The organism is Pseudomonas sp. RA_5y_Pfl1_P24 (assembly GCF_963970945.1).
Classification (GTDB): domain Bacteria; phylum Pseudomonadota; class Gammaproteobacteria; order Pseudomonadales; family Pseudomonadaceae; genus Aquipseudomonas; species Aquipseudomonas tritici.
The window spans coordinates 449,902-467,189 of the sequence record NZ_CAXAOJ010000003.1; the positions used below are offsets into that span (position 1 = coordinate 449,902).

Genomic DNA, 17,288 nt, shown 5'->3' on the forward strand with positions numbered 1-17,288 from the left:
ATCAATGACCGTAGCGGAACATGCCGGAAAACTGCCTCCCACCTAATAACTACAAGAGGAATGCCCCGTGGCCGATGCTATCGAAGAAAGCCGCTACGCCCGATTTGCCCTGCGCTGTTCCAACTTCGCCGAGCGCTGGTTTCCAGACTCCTGGGTGTTTGCCGCTCTCGCCGTGATCATTGTCGCCGTAGCGACCCTGGGCATGGGCGCCGCGCCGACCGACGCAGCCAAAGCCTTTGGTGACGGGTTCTGGAGCCTCATCCCCTTTACGATGCAGATGGCCTTTGTAGTGATCGGAGGTTATGTAGTGGCCAGCTCGCCGCCTGCGGTAAAGCTGATCGACCGCCTGGCGCGTATCCCCAAGAACGGTCGCTCGGCCGTGGCCTGGGTGGCGTTGATCTCGATGGTCGCCTCGTTGTTGAACTGGGGCTTGTCCCTGGTGTTTGCTGGGTTGCTGGTGCGGGCGTTGGCGCGTCGTGCCGATTTGCGCATGGATTATCGCGCGGCCGGTGCCGCGGCCTACTTGGGGCTCGGTGCCGTGTGGGCGTTGGGGCTGTCGTCGTCGGCCGCGCAGTTGCAGGCCAACCCGGCGAGCCTACCGCCGTCGATTCTGTCGATTACCGGGGTGATCCCGTTTACGGAAACCATCTTCCTGTGGCAATCCGGCGTGCTGTTGCTGGCGCTGATCGTGGTGTCGCTGATCATCGCCTACGCCACTGCGCCCGGTCCGAACAGCGCGCGCGATGCCAAGGCCTGCGGCGTCGACCCGGCGTTCAACCTGCCCAAGCTACAAGCACCGACCCGACCGGGCGAATGGCTGGAACACAGCCCATTGCTGACTATCCTGCTGGCGTTGCTGGCGGCCGGTTGGCTGTTCCATGAGTTCTCGACCAAGCCGGCGATCAGCGCCATCTCGGGGCTGAACACCTATAATTTCCTGTTCATCATGGTCGGCGCCCTGTTGCACTGGCGCCCGCGCAGCTTCCTCGATGCCGTGGCCCGTGCGGTGCCGACCACCACCGGTGTACTCATCCAGTTCCCGCTGTACGGCTCGATCGCGGCATTGATGACCGTGGTCAAGGGCGGCGACGGCCAGACGCTGGCACACCATATCTCGACCTTCTTCACCTCCATCGCCTCCCATGACACCTACGCGCTGCTGATGGGCGTGTACTCGGCGGTGCTGGGCTTCTTTATCCCGTCAGGCGGTGGCAAGTGGATCATCGAAGCGCCCTATGTGATGCAAGTGGCCAATGACCTGCAGTACCACTTGGGCTGGGCGGTGCAGATTTATAACGCCGCTGAAGCGTTGCCGAACCTGATCAACCCGTTCTACATGCTGCCGCTGCTGGGGGTATTGGGGTTGAAGGCGCGGGATTTGATCGGATTTTCGTTCGTACAGTTGCTGGTGCATACGCCACTGGTGTTGTTCCTGTTGTGGGCGTTGGGCACGACGTTGAAGTATTTGCCGCCGGTGATGCCTTAACGACAGCAGTCAGCTTGTCGATTGAAGCCTGTTTCTGATGAATCGCGTGGGGTTGTCTCACCCCACGCGATGGCAATACCTGACTCCTCCCGCCAACCTCTTTGATTAACCTGACTCGGATCCCCACTCACAAAACACCAAGGAAAATCCGATGACGCCCCTATCAAAATCGCTGGAAGCGTTGATCACTGATACTTATAAGGACGACAACGTTTCGGTCACGGAGTACCGCGCTTTGCGAGACGATGCCGACCGGCGCATGGCGACCGTTATCAAGGAGTTTGGCCTGCACAACAACGTCACAGCCTTCCAGAAGTCGATCGACGTGGCGATGCAGCTGTTGCAGACCACCGTTATCGATTCGAAAAAGGCCGCGCTGACCGACACGGGCGAGGCCATCGTCAAAGATGCGCTGACGGCACAGATGGAGTACTTGCGTGCCGGCAGCCAGTTGGCGCTACGCCTGTTGTGAGCCTCTGACTCAATAACTGTCTTCTTTCCGTCATATTGCATTGCTACCGTCCTGGCGAAATATCTTGCAACAACTCGCCAGGGATTCCCCGCTATGAGTGACGATCACGAAGACCGCTCTTCCCCCGATTCCGTAGCCCAACCGTCGGTAGACACCAGCCGCCGGCGCTTCCTGGGGGGGGCGGCGGTGTTGGGGGTTGGCGCGACCTTGAGTGCCTGCGGCAACACCAGCGAAGCGCCAGGCAAACCGGTGACGCGGCCGCTCACGCCGCAGGCGCTCGACAAAGCGCTGCGTGATCAGGTGAAAACCGTGGTGGTCATCTACGCAGAGAATCGCAGCTTCAACAATCTATTTGCCGACTTCCCCGGGGTGGAGAAACCGCTGTCGGCACTTTCTGCCGCCGACACACAACAACGCGACCGCGACGCCAGCGTACTGAGCACTCTGCCCCCGGTATGGGACGGCGTATTGCAAGTCGGCCCGCAGACTGTGGACGGGGTGACGTACCCCAGCGAAGTGCAATTCCAGGAAAACCTGCCTAACGCGCCATTTGCCCTCAAGGGCCCCAACGCTGAAGACTTGCCCTTGAGCCTGGTCACCCGCGACTTGTGGCATGTGTTCTATCAAAACCAGATGCAGATCAACGGCGGCAAGAACGATAACTTCGTCGCCTGGGCGGACTCCGGCGGGCTGGTGATGGGCCATTACGCCCAGAGCCGTTATTCGCTGCGCCTGTGGGACGTGGCCAAGGAGTTTGTCCTCTGCGATAACTTCTTCCAGGGGGCTTTCGGTGGCTCGTTCCTCAACCACCAGTACCTGATCAGCGCCACCGCGCCGTTTTACCCGAATGCTGCTCAATCGGTAGCCAAGGCGCAGATCGCCACGCTGCAGAGTGAAGATCCCACCGACCCGCGCCTCAAGCCGCTGGACAAGTCCCCGGCCAGCGCCATGACTGGCCCCCCGCAGTTCGGCCCCAGCGCCCTGACCCCGGATGGCTACGGCGTGAACACCCTGGCCCCGCCCTACTGGCCAACCTGGATTCGCGACCCGGAAAATCCGGATTACTCCAAGCCCGACCTGCCCAACGTGCTGGTGCCGCAAACCCACGAACACATCGGCGACAAGCTGTCGAAAAAGAACGTCGACTGGGCGTGGTACGCCGGCGCGTGGCAAGCGACGTTGGACCAGTTCAGGGATTCGGGCGGGATTCCGAAAATTCCGAACTTCCAGTATCACCACCAGCCGTTCAACTACTTCAAAAAACAAGGCCCCGAGAACCGCGCCGAACGTGATAAACGCCTGCGCGACGGTGGCTTGGGTGATGAGTCGAGCACCAACAAGTTCTTCGCCGACGCCCAAGCCGGCAAGCTGCCCGCCGTGACCTTCTACAAGCCTCAGGGCAACCTGAACATGCACGCGGGCTATGCCGACGTGGCCTCGGGCGACCGCCACATCGTCCGCGCCTTGAAAGTCCTGCAAGACAGCCCGCAGTGGAAAAATATGGTGGTGGTGGTGACCGTCGACGAAAACGGCGGCTGGTGGGACCACGTGGCTCCGCCCAAAGGCGACCGCTGGGGCCCTGGCACGCGGGTTCCGGCGCTCGTGGTGTCACCGTTCGCGCGCAAAGGCACGGTGGACCATACGGTGTACGACACGGCATCGATCCTGCGGTTGATCACCCGAGTGTTCCAGCTGGAGACCCTGGACGGCCTGAAGCAACGTGATGACGCGATGATCGCCCGCGGCCAACAGCCGATGGGCGACTTGAGTAACGCGTTGCAACTCAACCTGTAGGTTTTCGTATCCAATAACGACACACCGGGTGATTTAGCACGCGGTTTTCCTGGTCAGCCGCTACTGTGTGGAGGTGGGCTTTCATCCCGCGCAGACGGGCTTTCGCTGACAAGGAAACAACCATGTTTAAACCGACCAGGCTGTCCTTCATCCTGGCCGCACTGATGGCGAGTGCGGTCGTACAGGCCGACATCGAGGTGCCGCTGGGGAGTACGCAGCGTGTAACCCAACTGTTCGCCTACCCGAATAACTGCAATGTGATCTGTTTTCGGCCATGGACGCTGGAGCAGACCGCCGAGCATTATCTGAGCCAGAGCCTGCAACGGGATGGGTACAGCCGCGCGAAAGTCAGCGTCAAGACCCATGACGGGCAGGTAGCAGCGACGTTCAGTGGCGTCCCTGACAGTTATGGCCTCCCCCTGACCACCCTGCTCAATACCGCCGACCTGGCCTATCAAGGCGCCAGCAAACTCAACAGTGACGGCAAGTGGGCCTACAACTGGTACCTGTTCCTGCCGCTGGGCATGGCCCTGGAAAATCGCAAAAGCATCGAGCTGCTGCACTTCCCGCCGGATTACTCGCTGACTCAAGCCCAGGACTATCTGGAATCGGCCACCACTGACCGTTGGGCCGCCCTGCTCGTCGACAATGGCATCCCGGCCACCGAAACACCGGCTTACCAGACCATCATCGACATCGCGCCCATCGCCGCGCCTTCCAACGCCGGCAAGGACCTGGAAGCCGTCTACAGCTACTTCACCGATTACCAGGTGCGCATGGTCCAGGAACTGAGCCTGCCCGCCAAAGGGGCATTGCCGATGGTGGCGTTTGGCGCGCCCGTGCGCAGCTGGATCAAGCAGCAATACGGGCAGACCGTGGGTGTTCTGGGCCTGGCGCAGATCAGCCCAAGGGCGGGCCAGACCGTGTCGGTGCTGGGCGCCAACCATCCGAGTTACATCTGGTATGCCGCAAGCCCTGACACCTACGAGGGCAACGAACAGAAAGCCGACGAGGCCGGCTTGAAGGTGATGGGCCAGGACTTGAGCGCAGCCTGCTGGCAGGCCGGAATGGGGCAGAAACCTGCGAGTGACCCGAATGTGATGCTTAAGGCGTGCATGAACACCTGGCAGGTCACGCGTAAGGAGCAGACGTGTGAGTTGTTTTACAGCTCGGTGCGCAACCTGCCATCGGAGCAGGCAAACGCAAAATGCGCCACGCCCGCCATCAAGGCACAGTTGAAGCAGCTGAAGAACGCTGCCCCACCCCCCGCTACTGCCGCCACGGCGCTATAAGCTGCACAAAAAACAACCGATTTCTACTGTCAACAATGCCAGTAGAAATCGGCGCCCTGTTCAGCGAGTCTTGAACCGTGTCCATCCGCTGCAAGACTGGTCGTCAGACACCACCTGCAGGTCGATGCAGCCTACCCCAGGAGAGTGATGAAAACTCTGACCATGGATAAGGCTAAAACCGTCGAGAACGAATGCCTTTACCCCTTCAAGTCACACCTTGAGAAGGGCTACCCCTCTACCGCGCAGTTCGAAGTGGTGCACGCGGCTAATGGCCTGAGCGCAGGGATCAAGGCGCTTGTCGACTTCAATAGCCGCGTGTGCATCGCCAAGATCTCCGGCTACGCCGTGGGCGAGCAACGCCCCTGTACCGTGCAATTGTCGCCGCGCGTCCACCTGTACGACTGCTGGTTCAGCGGGCTGTTTTCACCCTCCAGCGACCCGAACGTATGTATCGACAAGCACTACCTGGAGGTCTGGTCCTTGCGTGAGATCCGTGCCGGTGAGCTGCTGACCATCGATCACGCCGAGACTAGACTTCACCCAACGGACGCAGACGATATTGCGGCGGCAGTTGCTCAAAGCCACTGATGGTCGTGTTCAAACTCTTCCAGCGACCATCCTTGATGCCGTAGATGCAACCATGGATCGACAGGCTCTGCCCACGGTGCCAAGCGTTTTGCACAATGCTGGTGTGACCGACGTTGGCCACTTGCTGGATCACATTCAGCTCGCACATACGGTCCACACGTTCTTCTTCGGTCGGCAACTCGGCCAGCACCTCACGGTTTTCGTAGTAGAGGTCGCGAATGGTGCGCAGCCAGCCGTCGATCAGGCCGAACTGCCGGTCCTGCATCGAAGCGCGCACGCCGCCACAGCCGTAGTGGCCAGTGACGAGGATGTGTTTGACCTTGAGCACGTCAACGGCGTACTGGATCACCGAGAGGCAATTGAGGTCGGTGTGCAGCACCACATTGGCCACGTTGCGGTGCACAAACAGATCACCGGGTAGCATGCCGACGATCTCGTTGGCCGGTACGCGTGCATCGGAGCAGCCGATCCACAGGTATTCCGGAGTTTGCTGGCGGGCGAGCTTGGCGAAGAATTCGGGATCTTCCTGTTTGATCGCGTCCGCCCAGCGTTCATTGTTATCAAGCAGGTCTTGTAGTTCGTTCATCAGGGAAAGCCTCAGGAATGATGCGCAGTTTTGTGACTGACAACCTCGCGTGCGGGTCACGCCTAGCGCAAATTAGCTTGAATCTTTGGGGCGCACAGCCTGTCCACACACTATAAGCCCCACAGTATGAGGATTGGCCATGACTGAATCACGACGTCCCTACGGCGCTACGCAGCCCGAACCGATTGATGATAACGAAGATCGCATGGGTTCGATGCGCGAGCTGGATTTTGACGAGCCCGATCAAACGGCTGAGATTGGCGATAAAATCCCGTCTCGCGAGCGCGAGCACCTGATGCCTGACGAACGGGTACGTGAAGCCGGGATGACCGGAGCCTCCACCGACGATCATGAGTCAACCGATGATGACATGAGCCCGCAAACACTGATCCGCGAGGATGGTGCGCGGGATGCTCGGGAGGAAGGTGAGGATAATCCGGCGGATTACGACTTGAGTATCGTGGCCGAGGATGAGATTGGCGGCGGGAATGGGTTGGATGAGGCCGAACTGGCCGACCTTGATCCGGTTGACGGCAATCGCTGAAAAAAACGCGGTTCAACATGTGGGAGCGGGCTTGCTCGCGAATGCGCAGTGTCAGTCGAACGATATCTTGACTGATACACCGCTTTCGCGAGCAAGCCCGCTCCACATTTGGATGTGTGGTTAATCCACCAAGGTGCAGGCCATGACAACCGCGTCTTCGCGTCCGCCGATGGCAGGGTAGTAATCCCGACGCCGACCGATCTCGTTGAAACCATAGCGCTCATACAAGCGAAATGCGCCGGTATTACTATCCCGCACTTCCAGGAAGCACTCCCGCGCATTAGCGGCATAGGCGCGGGACATCAAGTGCTCCAACAGCGCCAAACCCAGGCCACGGCCCTGGTTTTCCGGCTTGACGGTGATATTCAGCAAATGCGCCTCATCAAGGATGATCTGCACCACACCGTGCCCCACTTGCTGCTCACCTTCAAACATCAGCCAGATCTGATACTTGCCCAGCCCATCAAGAAAAATCCCGCGGGTCCAGGGGTGGCTGAACGCTGCGTATTCGATTTTCAGCACGGCGTCGAGGTCGGCCTCGGTCATCGGGCGGAAGGATAAAGCCTCACTCATCGGTTGTTTTCCAGCGCGCCATCAGCCGGCGCATGGCTTGCCAGACATCAGCCTTACGCTGTGGCTCTTCCATTAATAGTTCCAGGCCCGGCAGGGCCCACACCGAACCCAGGCCTTCGACCTGCAGTTCGCGGTACCAGGCTTCGGCGTTGGCTTCACCGGCAAACCGCACGGCGGGCAGGCCGATCAGCCAAAGGCACACACAGGGTTCGTCTTCCAGGCGTGCCGACACAAAGCCTTGCACAAAATCCCGCGCCGCTTCCGGCCCCTGGTCCATGGTGCCGCGCACGAGCAACGGCCAGCGCACCGGGTCGCCGACGATCTGCGGGCTGTCGGGCAGGCCGGCGGCGCGCAGCATGTCCTTGAGCAGCATGTAAGCCGGGTCGCGGGTCTGGAAGCGCTCGCCGGTCGGCAACTCGACCAGCAGCAGGCAACGCCCGGCGCGCAGCAATTGCAGGGCGAAGCGCGGTGGCGGCACCACCGCTGCCTTGGCCACCGGCGAGGCCTCTTCGGCGACCACGGCTTTGACTGCCGGCGATGGGCGCGGCACTTCGATCTTCGCCCGCTCGACCACGGGGCGCATCTCGGGCACAGGCTTGACCACCGCAACCGGCGCGGCCGCCTCCTCGCCCGAAGACTCGAACGCCTCATAGGGCTCAAGCGCCTGCAACAGCTCGGGCCGCGACGGGGCGGCAAACGGCAGTTCGGTGCGGGGCAGCCAATTGACCACCTGCATGGCGGTCAAGTAAGCGCGACGTCGGGACTCGATAAGCACAGCTCGGCCACTTGTGGATAACTAAAGAGCGGGGATTCTACCGCTGTTCGGTAACAATCGCCCACTGCACACTGACCGGCTGTGGATAAATCCCGCGTCCGATGCAGTACAATCGCGACTTTTAATCGCCAACCAGCCGGCCATTCCCATGATCGAACCCAAGCGCGTCCTGCGCGCCCTCGCCGAACACTGGGCCTTACTTGAGCCACTGTGCGAACACTTCGACCAAGGCACCTTGAGCCTGAGCGAACTGCGCGCGCAACTGGCCGCCCAACAACTGGACAGTACGCCCCAGGACATCACCAGCCTGCTGGACGTGTGGATTCGCCTGGATATCCTGGTGCCTGTCGCCAAGAGCCCGAACCGCTTCGAGCTCAACGCGCAGATCCACGACTTCCTGGCGTATCTTCGCAAGGAGCACCGGCTTGGCCTGTGCCTGGAAATTGAAGCCTACCTGCGCCACCTCGAGCGCCTGGCCGGGTATATCCAGGACGCCTTCGACATCCGTGATGGCCACGACCTCGCCCGCCAACTGCGCCTGCTGGATATGCGCGTGCGCGACGTGCTGAAAAAACTCGCCAACGACGAACAGGCCCTTGCTGCCGTGGCCGACCGCGCCAAGACCAGCGACCGGCAGATCCCGTTGCGCCAGCGTTACGCCGAAGTATTGGCGACCTGGGACGAATACGTCGAACCGATGATCCAACTGGTGAATGCCGACGGCGCCTTTGAACAAGGCGTGCGCAAGGTCGAGAATGTGCTGCTGCGCATGCTCACCGAGCAACAGCGCCTCGGCCACCTGGTAGACGACGACATGCTGCTGCGCACCCACGCGCGCATCCTCGAAATGCAGACCAGCGCCCAACTGACCTTGCGCCATGCCCGCGAACTGCTGCTGCCACTGCGAGAAGAAGCACGCCGGCACAATGCCGTGACCCGTGGCGCGGCGCTGGCCCTGTCGGCGATCCGCCGCAAAGGCCTAGACGCGGTACCGCAAGCAGCGATGCCGATGTTCACCCGGCCGCAAAGCACCTTCCTCGGCAGTGCCAGCCAAGTGGAAGCTTATGTGTATGCCCTGGCGAATTTCGAGCCGAAACCGGCGCGGTTTCCCAAGGCGCACAAATCCCACAAGGGCGAAGCCCAGCGCGCACCGCGTACGGTCAAGGAAATGCTCGAGCGCTGCGAAGACGCGCTGCCGATGCCAGACTTGATGAACTGGCTGCTGGAGCAGGAACCGGACGGCGCGACCGACGAGTTGCTGTACTGGTTCTCGCGCCTCTCGCGTGAGAAACGTTTCAAGCGCGAGCGCCTGGAACGCCGCGATTACCACACACACGAGCACCAGGTCAGCCTGCGCTCATTCGCCCTGCTCCCGGGCGGCACCGACGCCGCCGAGCATCCTGCGAGTACCGCTTATGTAAGGACTTCGCATGCAACTTGATCTATCCGAACTGTCCCAGTTGGCGCCGATCTTTCGCGAGCTGTTCAAGGGTTACCACGTCAGCCGTCGCGACCCGGAGCTGTACGCACAACTGTCGAACTTCCAGGACCAGTACCGCACGCTGTTCAAGGCCCTGGGCTTTGAACTAGTGTGCGATACGCGGGGCTTCTACTACTTCGTGCCGGACACCGCCGTGGCTGCCGCGCAGGTAAACAAGACCGCGCAGCGCCTGGCGTTGTTCACCTTCATCATCGTCGAGCACCTGGCCGATCAGGGCCGCGACCCGATTGCCGTACTGGATGGCGGCAGCCTGGGCCGCGATGAGCTGCCGTCGTTGCTGGAGAAGTACCGCGACCTGTTTATCCAGGCCGAAGTGCAGACCCAGGAAGAGCTCGAAGAAAAAATCATGCGCCGCATGACCCAGCTGGGTTTTGCCAGCGAAGACAACGGCATTTACCGCTTCCTGCCGCCGATGCACCGTTTCCTGGATGTGTGCCTGTCGGTGCAGCAGGACCGCGACCTCGCTGCCAGCGTGCACAGCGTGTTGCCACTGCCGGCACCGGTGATCATCGACGAAGACAGCGATGAAAAACTGCTGAAGACCGATGACCCGCTGGACCTGAGTGACTTTTGCGACGAAAGCGAAGAAGACGCCCTGGCCCGCGCCATTGCCGAAGAACAGGAGACCGACGCATGAGCAAGGAACGCTACGGCATCCGCCGCTTCGCCCTATTGAACACCGCCGGTTACAGCCTGGGTGTGTTCCCGCTGGAAGAACCGCTGTCGGTTTACGGCGCAAACAACCTGGGTAAATCCGCGTCGATCAACGCCTTGCAGTTCCCGATCCTGGCACGCATGTCGGACATGAGTTTCGGCAAGTACACCCTGGAACAATCGCGGCGCTTCTACTTCGCTACCGACACCAGCTACATCCTCGTGGAAGTCTCCCTGCCCCACGGCCCGCATGTAATCGGCGTGGTCGGGCGCGGCCCGGGCGGTGGTTTCGGGCACCAGTTCTTTGCCTATGCCGGCAAGCTGGACCTGGCCCACTACCAGAAGAATGACACCTGCCTGCGTCAGAAAGAGCTGTTCACCAACCTTGAACGCGAAGGCCTCAAAGCCTATGAGCTGAAGCCGGATGAGCTGCGTCGTTTGTTGGTGGGTGGCCATACGTCGATCCCGCTGGACCTGACGCTGATTCCGCTGCGCTCTACCAGCGAACAGAGCCTCAAGACATTCCGCGCGCTGTTTATCAACCTGCTGCACATGCGCGAAATCACCGCAGCCAAGCTCAAGCAATTGTTCCTGGATGCCTTCGAACACAGCCTGCGTTCCGGCAGTGTTGATTACATCGCTGCGTGCGAAGAAGCCTTCCGTGACGTGCGACGCATGGAACAGGACTACAACGCGCTGGTTGCTGCCGGGCCATTGGTTGAAGCACTCGCCAATGGCGTACGGTTGCGTGACGTATTGCGCGGCAAGTTGCATCGCCTGTCGCCATTGCTGGATTCGTTGCTGGGCACTTGGTCCGACTACGCCAGTGCACGCAAGGAAGAGCTGACGATCCAGGCCGAGCATTACCGTAACGAGCAGGATGCCCTGCAGAACGACCAGCGCGGTGGCACCCAGGAGTTGATGCGACTGGAGCGTGAGATCAGCGGTATTCAGCGTTGGCTGGGAGAGCTGTCGGTGCTCAAGCATCGCTTTGCGTTGGTCGATGACGTCAAGGTGCTGGAGCAGCAACTGCTGGCGGCCAAGGATGCTCACGATGAGTTGGCGGGTGCCTTGGCGCAATCCCGACAGTTCAGCGCCGAGGACCTGGACGAGCGTCTGCGCGACTTGGAGAAACGCTTGAAGTCGGTCAAGCAGCAGTTGGATCACGCGGACAACAACAGCTACGCCAAGCTGCGCGAAGAATTCTCACAGCCAGATGTCGAGCGTCTGATGCGTCTGTTCAACAGTTCGTTGTTCAGCCTGCCGTTGGGCGCACATGGCATTACGCTGGACGAGGAAGGCCTGTGGGTTAAATCCCTGGAGCAGATCCTCGATGGTTTCAAAGGCGAGCGTTTTGAAGTGCCAGGGCTGTCCATCGACATCTCTCACATTGAACCGCCGGCATTGCAGGCCTTGGCGGATCGCGCGGCGTTGCGCGACCAGAAAGAGCGTCTGGAAAAAGAACTCAAGCAGCTGAAAACCCAGCAGGCTGTGGCGTCTGACCGCGCGGCGAGCAAAACCCAGACTGAAGCGCTGTACCAGCAGGTACTTGATGCGCAGAAAGCGCTGGAAGACTTCCGTCGCGCGCAGACCCTGAGCGCAGAAGAAGGCGAGAAACTGGAAAACCTCGCGCAGATGGAAGCGGCGCAGGATGAGTTGAAGCGTTCCAGTGATGCGTTTACCGAGCGCGTCCAGCAGTTGTCGGCCAAGCTGCAATTGGTCGGCCGTCAGATCGGCGACATGGAAGCCAAGCAGCGCACGCTGGATGACGCCTTGCGCCGTCGTCAGTTGCTGCCGGCAGACTTGCCGTTCGGCACGCCCTTCATGGACCCAGTCGACGATTCAATGGACAACCTGCTGCCGCTGCTCAATGACTATCAGGACAGCTGGCAAGGTTTGTTGCGCGCCGATGGCCAGATCGAAGCGCTGTATGCGCAGGTGCGCCTCAAGGGCGTGGCCAAGTTCGACAGCGAGGACGACGTTGAGCGTCGCCTGCAACTGCTGATCAACGCTTATGCACACCGTACCGATGAAGCCCTGACCCTGGGCAAGGCGCGCCGTGCAGCCGTCACCGATATCGCCCGGACCCTGCGCAATATCCGCAGCGACTACGACAGCCTTGAGCACCAGTTGGCGTTGTTCAACCGCGAGATCAACAAGCGCCAGGTGTCCAACCTGCAAAGCTTCCGCATCGTGCTGGCGCCGAACAAGGAAGCGCTCAAGCATATCGACCAGATCATCCACAGTGCCGGTCAGTATGAAGAAGGCGAGACGCTGTCGGTGTTCGACTTGAGCCAGAGCGCCGAGCAGGACAACAAGAACGAAGAAGCCAAGGAGTACCTCGCGCGCCTAGTGGCTGCCAACCATAACCAGTTGGGCCTCAAGGATTTGTTCGAGCTGGCGTTCGAGATCACCAAGGTAAACGGTCAGCCGGTGATTCATACCGATATCGATGGTGCGGCGTCCAACGGCACCACCATGACCATCAAGGCACTGACCAACATGTACCTGTTGCTGCACTTGATGGACCGCGACCAGGCAGGGCGTGTGCGCTTGCCGTACTACCTCGACGAGGCAGCGGACATCGATGAAAAGAACCAGGCCGCATTGCTGGAGACGAGCTTGCAGCTGGGCTTCGTGCCTATTTTGGCCAGTGTGAAGCCGCAGGTATCCGCCCAGGTGGCGATCGACCTGGAAGGCGGTAGCGGGCCGAACGGGATCTATATCGATGAGGCGGATTGGAAGTACATCCGTCGTCACGATGTGGTGAAGGCGACGTTGAACGTGCAGGCGGATGAGCCGGAGTTGGACGAGGTCTGACTTGAATAGCTGAAACGCAAAAGGCCGCGATCTTATGGATCGCGGCCTTTTTTATGGCTGGTTTTTTTGTGTCGAATGGAAGGGCCTCGGTTACTTGCCGAGTGGAATTTTGGGCGCCCAGGTCAGCCACTCATCTTCAAACTTGTCGAACAGCGCGAAGGTTTGCTGTGGCCGCGCCGCGTTGCCCATGCGTTCGCCGTCTGGCGTGGCAAAGGCGATACCGCCAGCGATCAAGGTCTCCAGCGACTCAGTACGTACGGTGGCACCTTTGAACAGACCGAAGTCGAAGCCGAAGCCGCTGGTGTTCCAGAAACGACTGCCGCTGCGCACGAGGGCGGCGTACTTGGGCTCAATCAGGATATGGATGAGGACACGGTCGGCGGTCTGGCCCAGCTCATAGCCGGTGACTTTGCCCACGGTGACTTCGCGATAGGTGACCGGCACGCCTTCCTTCAGTGAACCACGGCGGGCGGCGCTGAGTGTCAGGCTCAGGCCCGCTTCCTTATGAGCAGCCTCAGGCGGCTGTTCCAGGGCGACGAAGCTCTTTTGTGGCCCGCCATTTCTGGCTGCCGGTTGCACTTCGATGTATTGCCCCGTGACCAGGGTTTCCAGGTTAGAGGTTTTCATCAGGCCCAACTCAGGCTTGACCACCCAGAACTGACTGCCAACCCGTGCGATGCGGTCCGCTACCTGAGTGATACGCGCGCTGAGCAACACCGACTGCATGTCGGCGCTGAGGTCAATGCTTTCAATCTTACCCACATCCAGGCCCTTGAAACGCACCGGTGTGCCAGGCCGCATGCCGTCGGCGCGGTCAACTTTGATGGTCACCAATGTGCCGTGCTGGTTGGCGGCCTCGCGATCGGCGAACAGGCGGAAACGCGGGATGCGCTTTTTCAACGGCACGTTCGGCTGCGGCGTGTCGAAAGCGATACCGCCGGCCATCAAGCTGGCCAAGGATTCACTTTTCACCTGAATGCCTCCCGTAAGGCCACCCGTGAGGGTGACACCGCTGGCATTCCAGAATCGCGTCGAACCGTTAACCAGGTTTTCGTATTCCTTCTCGATATGAACGCCGATCACGAGTTGTTTTTTCTTGCGCGAAAATTGATAGCTCTGAACCGAACCGACCTTGACCTGCTTGTAAAGGATCGGACTGCCGACATCCAGCGAGCCCAGGGTATCGGTGAGCAGCACCATGTGCAGGCCGGGGGAACGAAGGTCCAGCGGCGGTGCCTTGGCACGGGCCTCATATTCACGCTGCGGCGGGGTGCCTTTGTCACCGGGCCGGATGGCGATGTAGTTACCTTTGACCAACGCCTCAAGCCCGGTGATACCGGCGAGAGAAATGGAAGGTTTGACCACCCAGAACTGGGTGTCCTGGACCAGGTAGTCTTCCGCCAGGGGGTCGAGTGTCAGCTCAGCATTGGCGCTGGACAGATCAGGGTTTATCTTCAAGGTCTTCAGACTGCCAACCTGGATGCCTTTGTACATCACAGGCGTGCGGCCGGCCTGCAGGCCTTCAAAGTCAGAGAGCTTGACCTTGACCTTGATACCGGCTGCGGCGGCGTCGAAATCTTCATACAAGCGGAACGGCAGGCTCGGGTCGGTTGGCGGACTGTCCTTGCGATTTTCTGGCGTAGCGAAGGCGATACCGCCAGCGACAATGCTCGAGAGGGATTCGCTGCGCACCTTCACGCCGGAGAGATTGGCGTCAATGCTGATGCCGCTGGCGTTCCAGAAACGCGTGTGTTTGCGCACCAGGTTGGCGTAGGTCGGCTCGATGTAGACCTTGATCTCAACGGTGCTCTGGTCCTCGGAGAGCAGGTAGCTTTTAACCTGGCCGACCTGGATCTGCTTGTAGAACACAGGGCTGCCACGGTCCAGTGAACCGAGGCGATCGGCCTTGATGGTCAGGTGCAGGCCGGGCTTGGCGTCAGACAAGGGCGGCTCTTCGGAGAGTGCCTTGAATTTGCGTGTGGGCTCACCGTCGCCAGGGCTGGCAGCAATGTAGTTACCCGAGACCAGGGTTTCGAGGCCGGTGATACCCGCCAAAGTAACGCTTGGCTTGACCAGCCAGAAACGGGTGTTGGTCTTGAGGTATTGCTCGACGTCCTTGTTCATCTCGATGGTGGCAATCACCCCGCGATTGCTGCCTTCGTCGTCAAGGGCCAGGGTTTTGACCTTGCCCACGGGCATGCCTTTGTAGACCACTTCTGTCTTATTGGCCTGGATCCCTTCACCGCTCTCAAAGCGCACCTGAATTTCGAGGCCTTGCTGGGAATAGGCACGCCATCCCAACCAGCCACCGATGATCAGGGCAATCAAAGGCAACACCCAGATAGCCGACCAATTTGAGGCCGGGCGGGTTTTAGCTTTAGGCAAATCACTCATTGTCGTCGTCCGACTCCGTGTTATCCCAAATCAGTCGGGGATCAAAGGTTACTGCGGCGAACATCGTCAAGATCACCACACTGGCGAACGCCGCAGCGCCGAGATTGGCCTCGACACTGGCAAGTCGCCCAAAGTTTACGACCGCCACCAGAATGGCGATCACGAAGATATCCAGCATGGACCAGCGGCCAATGAACTCGATAAAGCGGTACATAACAATGCGTTGTTGGGCAGACAGCGGCTGGTGGCGCTGCACTGAGAACAGTAGCAGCCCAATGCCCACCAACTTGAATGTGGGCACCAGAATACTGGCGATGAACACGACCGCCGCGATGGGGTACATGCCGTGTTGCATCAACTGAATCACGCCCGCCATGATAGTGCTGGGCTCGCCTTGCCCTAACGAGTTGACGGTCATGATGGGCAGCAGGTTGGCGGGGATATACAGTATCGCCGCCGTGATCAGCAACGCCCAGGTGCGTGTCAGGCTGTTCGGGCGTCGAGCATGAATTAGCGCACCGCAGCGGGTACAGAGCTGCTCGTCGGAGTCAGCGCTTTGTTTATTCAGTTCGTGGCATTCGGTACAAATCAGAATGCCCGCATCAATCGCCCGCATGATCGTCCTCTCCTGACAACGCTTGCCAGATCTGGTGGGGCGACATCACCACCTCAAGCAGCACCTGAACCATTAATAGGCTGACAAAGCAGACCAGACCAAGGCCGAGCGTGATGGAGGCCATGTCGGCGAGTTTTACAATCGCCACCAGCACGCCCATCAAGTAGACCTCCAACATTCCCCAATCTTTCATGTGATGGTAGATGCGGTACAACAGCAGCCCATAACTGCGGCCGATATTCCAGCGGACGCTGAGCAACACAGCCAGTTGGCAGAGCAATTTGAGCAACGGAATGGCCATGCTGCAAAGAAAAACAACGGCGGCGACGCCCTGCATACCGGTATCGAACAGACCGAGAACACCACTCCATACGGTGTCTTCCGAGGACTGCCCGAGTAGATTGAGCTGCATGATGGGCAAAAAGTTCGCAGGGATATACAGCAGCAGCGCGGCCAGTACCAGGGCGAGACTTCGCTCAACGACGTTGTGGCGATGAGCATAAAGCTCATAACCGCACCGTGGGCATTGGGCTTTTTCACCGACGGCCAGCACTGGCTTGCGCATCAGCAAGTCGCACTCATGGCATGCCACCAAGTCGTCCAGTGGTAAATCCGATACCTCAAGGGCATCAACCTGCTCGGGCATAAGTAGGGCTCGGACTCTAAAAAAGGTTAGGTGCCTATTCTAGTGGTCTGGTTCAGAAATAACTGTGCATATTTGTCTGGGGGCTCAGGGTGGGCCGGGCGACAGAGACGGGGCTGTTTGCAAGCCAGCGCATTGTCATGAGAGCCCCAAGCGAGCACCCTGTGTTCTTTCCAACCGCCCAAAACAAAACCCCTGTTTGCGTTAGCAAACAGGGGTTTCGGAATTTAATCTTGACGATGACCTACTCTCACATGGGGAAACCCCACACTACCATCGGCGATGCATCGTTTCACTACTGAGTTCGGGATGGGATCAGGTGGTTCCAATGCTCTATGGTCGTCAAGAAATTCGGGTACTGAGTCGTGACCACATGGCCTCGCTTCAGCAAATTGGGTATGTGATAGCTTTCGGTGTTTTCGCGAGATCGAACTTTCGGTTCTATCGTCTTCACACACCGCAATCTGATGCTCGTTAGAGAAGTCAAATTGCTTGGGTGTTATATGGTCAAGCCTCACGGGCAATTAGTATTGGTTAGCTCAACGCCTCA

At 59.6% G+C, this 17,288-nt stretch carries 15 protein-coding genes and 1 rRNA gene; 9 read left to right on the forward strand and 7 right to left on the reverse strand.

The features are described from left to right. Nucleotides 1-67 precede the first annotated feature (67 nt). From AACY30_RS06855 to AACY30_RS06875, 5 genes are all read left to right on the forward strand, one after another. A complete protein-coding gene (locus AACY30_RS06855) occupies nt 68-1,486 on the forward strand; it encodes a short-chain fatty acid transporter (protein WP_339540045.1) in 1,419 nt (472 codons plus the stop codon). A gap of 151 nt (nt 1,487-1,637) precedes the next feature. Continuing rightward, the gene (locus AACY30_RS06860; protein WP_339472186.1) at nt 1,638-1,958 is read left to right on the forward strand and encodes a hypothetical protein; all 321 of its coding nucleotides are present in this window, start codon (nt 1,638-1,640) and stop codon (nt 1,956-1,958) included. A gap of 93 nt (nt 1,959-2,051) precedes the next feature. Further along, nucleotides 2,052-3,752: an acid phosphatase gene (acpA, locus tag AACY30_RS06865; protein ID WP_339540046.1), complete on the forward strand. Its 1,701-nt coding sequence runs from the start codon at nt 2,052-2,054 to the stop codon at nt 3,750-3,752. 122 nt (nt 3,753-3,874) lie between these two features. Next, nucleotides 3,875-5,044 (forward strand): hypothetical protein, encoded by a 1,170-nt coding sequence (locus tag AACY30_RS06870; protein WP_339472185.1) that lies wholly within the window; start codon nt 3,875-3,877, stop codon nt 5,042-5,044. A gap of 147 nt (nt 5,045-5,191) precedes the next feature. Further along, entirely contained in the window at nt 5,192-5,632 is a 441-nt protein-coding gene (locus AACY30_RS06875; RefSeq protein ID WP_339540047.1) for an SET domain-containing protein-lysine N-methyltransferase, read from the forward strand. Here the strand turns inward: AACY30_RS06875 and can are convergent. Beyond that, entirely contained in the window at nt 5,574-6,218 is a 645-nt protein-coding gene (can, locus tag AACY30_RS06880) for a carbonate dehydratase (RefSeq protein ID WP_065879680.1), read from the reverse strand. The genes AACY30_RS06875 and can overlap by 59 nt on opposite strands. A gap of 139 nt (nt 6,219-6,357) precedes the next feature. Here can and AACY30_RS06885 point away from each other — a divergent pair, with 139 nt between their 5' ends. Continuing rightward, nucleotides 6,358-6,762: a serine kinase/phosphatase gene (locus AACY30_RS06885; RefSeq protein WP_339472181.1), complete on the forward strand. Its 405-nt coding sequence runs from the start codon at nt 6,358-6,360 to the stop codon at nt 6,760-6,762. Between the two features lie 120 nt (nt 6,763-6,882). Here AACY30_RS06885 and rimI read toward each other — a convergent pair whose 3' ends face one another. Together rimI and AACY30_RS06895 are read right to left on the reverse strand one after the other, a co-directional pair. After that, nucleotides 6,883-7,335, reverse strand: a complete 453-nt coding sequence (gene rimI, locus AACY30_RS06890) for a ribosomal protein S18-alanine N-acetyltransferase (RefSeq protein ID WP_314568899.1) — start codon at nt 7,333-7,335, stop codon at nt 6,883-6,885. After that, nucleotides 7,328-8,071: an energy transducer TonB gene (locus tag AACY30_RS06895; protein WP_339472196.1), complete on the reverse strand. Its 744-nt coding sequence runs from the start codon at nt 8,069-8,071 to the stop codon at nt 7,328-7,330. The genes rimI and AACY30_RS06895 overlap by 8 nt, the downstream gene beginning before the upstream one ends. 187 nt (nt 8,072-8,258) lie before the next feature. Here AACY30_RS06895 and mksB point away from each other — a divergent pair, with 187 nt between their 5' ends. Genes mksB through mksF form a run of 3 tightly spaced genes read left to right on the forward strand, consistent with a single transcriptional unit; the run spans nt 8,259 to nt 13,085 of the window. Beyond that, nucleotides 8,259-9,551: an Mks condensin complex protein MksB gene (gene mksB / locus AACY30_RS06900; protein WP_339540048.1), complete on the forward strand. Its 1,293-nt coding sequence runs from the start codon at nt 8,259-8,261 to the stop codon at nt 9,549-9,551. Beyond that, nucleotides 9,541-10,248: an Mks condensin complex protein MksE gene (gene mksE / locus AACY30_RS06905; protein ID WP_339419693.1), complete on the forward strand. Its 708-nt coding sequence runs from the start codon at nt 9,541-9,543 to the stop codon at nt 10,246-10,248. The genes mksB and mksE overlap by 11 nt, the downstream gene beginning before the upstream one ends. Next, a complete protein-coding gene (mksF, locus tag AACY30_RS06910; RefSeq protein ID WP_339472178.1) occupies nt 10,245-13,085 on the forward strand; it encodes an Mks condensin complex protein MksF in 2,841 nt (946 codons plus the stop codon). The genes mksE and mksF overlap by 4 nt, the downstream gene beginning before the upstream one ends. A gap of 90 nt (nt 13,086-13,175) precedes the next feature. On the opposite strand, the gene AACY30_RS06915 is transcribed toward mksF, so the two are convergent. From AACY30_RS06915 to rrf, 4 genes are all read right to left on the reverse strand, one after another. Next, the gene (locus AACY30_RS06915; protein WP_339540049.1) at nt 13,176-15,479 is read right to left on the reverse strand and encodes a PqiB family protein; all 2,304 of its coding nucleotides are present in this window, start codon (nt 15,477-15,479) and stop codon (nt 13,176-13,178) included. Further along, nucleotides 15,472-16,095: a paraquat-inducible protein A gene (locus tag AACY30_RS06920; RefSeq protein ID WP_339472175.1), complete on the reverse strand. Its 624-nt coding sequence runs from the start codon at nt 16,093-16,095 to the stop codon at nt 15,472-15,474. Before AACY30_RS06920 ends, AACY30_RS06915 begins: the two co-directional genes overlap by 8 nt. Further along, entirely contained in the window at nt 16,082-16,741 is a 660-nt protein-coding gene (locus tag AACY30_RS06925) for a paraquat-inducible protein A (RefSeq protein WP_339540050.1), read from the reverse strand. Before AACY30_RS06925 ends, AACY30_RS06920 begins: the two co-directional genes overlap by 14 nt. A gap of 228 nt (nt 16,742-16,969) precedes the next feature. Next, nucleotides 16,970-17,085, reverse strand: a 5S ribosomal RNA gene (rrf, locus tag AACY30_RS06930). Between the last annotated feature and the right edge of the window lie 203 nt (nt 17,086-17,288).

Excerpts from the sequence above, each read along its gene's own strand:
- AACY30_RS06915 (WP_339540049.1), bottom strand. The coding sequence starts at position 15,479 with ATGAGTGATTTGCCTAAAGCTAAAACCCGCCCGGCCTCAAATTGGTCG.
- AACY30_RS06860 (WP_339472186.1), top strand. The coding sequence starts at position 1,638 with ATGACGCCCCTATCAAAATCGCTGGAAGCGTTGATCACTGATACTTAT.
- can (WP_065879680.1), bottom strand. The coding sequence starts at position 6,218 with ATGAACGAACTACAAGACCTGCTTGATAACAATGAACGCTGGGCGGAC.
- rimI (WP_314568899.1), bottom strand. The coding sequence starts at position 7,335 with ATGAGTGAGGCTTTATCCTTCCGCCCGATGACCGAGGCCGACCTCGAC.
- AACY30_RS06895 (WP_339472196.1), bottom strand. The coding sequence starts at position 8,071 with ATGCAGGTGGTCAATTGGCTGCCCCGCACCGAACTGCCGTTTGCCGCC.
- mksE (WP_339419693.1), top strand. The coding sequence starts at position 9,541 with ATGCAACTTGATCTATCCGAACTGTCCCAGTTGGCGCCGATCTTTCGC.
- AACY30_RS06925 (WP_339540050.1), bottom strand. The coding sequence starts at position 16,741 with ATGCCCGAGCAGGTTGATGCCCTTGAGGTATCGGATTTACCACTGGAC.
- AACY30_RS06870 (WP_339472185.1), top strand. The coding sequence starts at position 3,875 with ATGTTTAAACCGACCAGGCTGTCCTTCATCCTGGCCGCACTGATGGCG.
- mksB (WP_339540048.1), top strand. The coding sequence starts at position 8,259 with ATGATCGAACCCAAGCGCGTCCTGCGCGCCCTCGCCGAACACTGGGCC.
- AACY30_RS06875 (WP_339540047.1), top strand. The coding sequence starts at position 5,192 with ATGAAAACTCTGACCATGGATAAGGCTAAAACCGTCGAGAACGAATGC.
- AACY30_RS06885 (WP_339472181.1), top strand. The coding sequence starts at position 6,358 with ATGACTGAATCACGACGTCCCTACGGCGCTACGCAGCCCGAACCGATT.
- AACY30_RS06920 (WP_339472175.1), bottom strand. The coding sequence starts at position 16,095 with ATGCGGGCGATTGATGCGGGCATTCTGATTTGTACCGAATGCCACGAA.
- mksF (WP_339472178.1), top strand. The coding sequence starts at position 10,245 with ATGAGCAAGGAACGCTACGGCATCCGCCGCTTCGCCCTATTGAACACC.
- acpA (WP_339540046.1), top strand. The coding sequence starts at position 2,052 with ATGAGTGACGATCACGAAGACCGCTCTTCCCCCGATTCCGTAGCCCAA.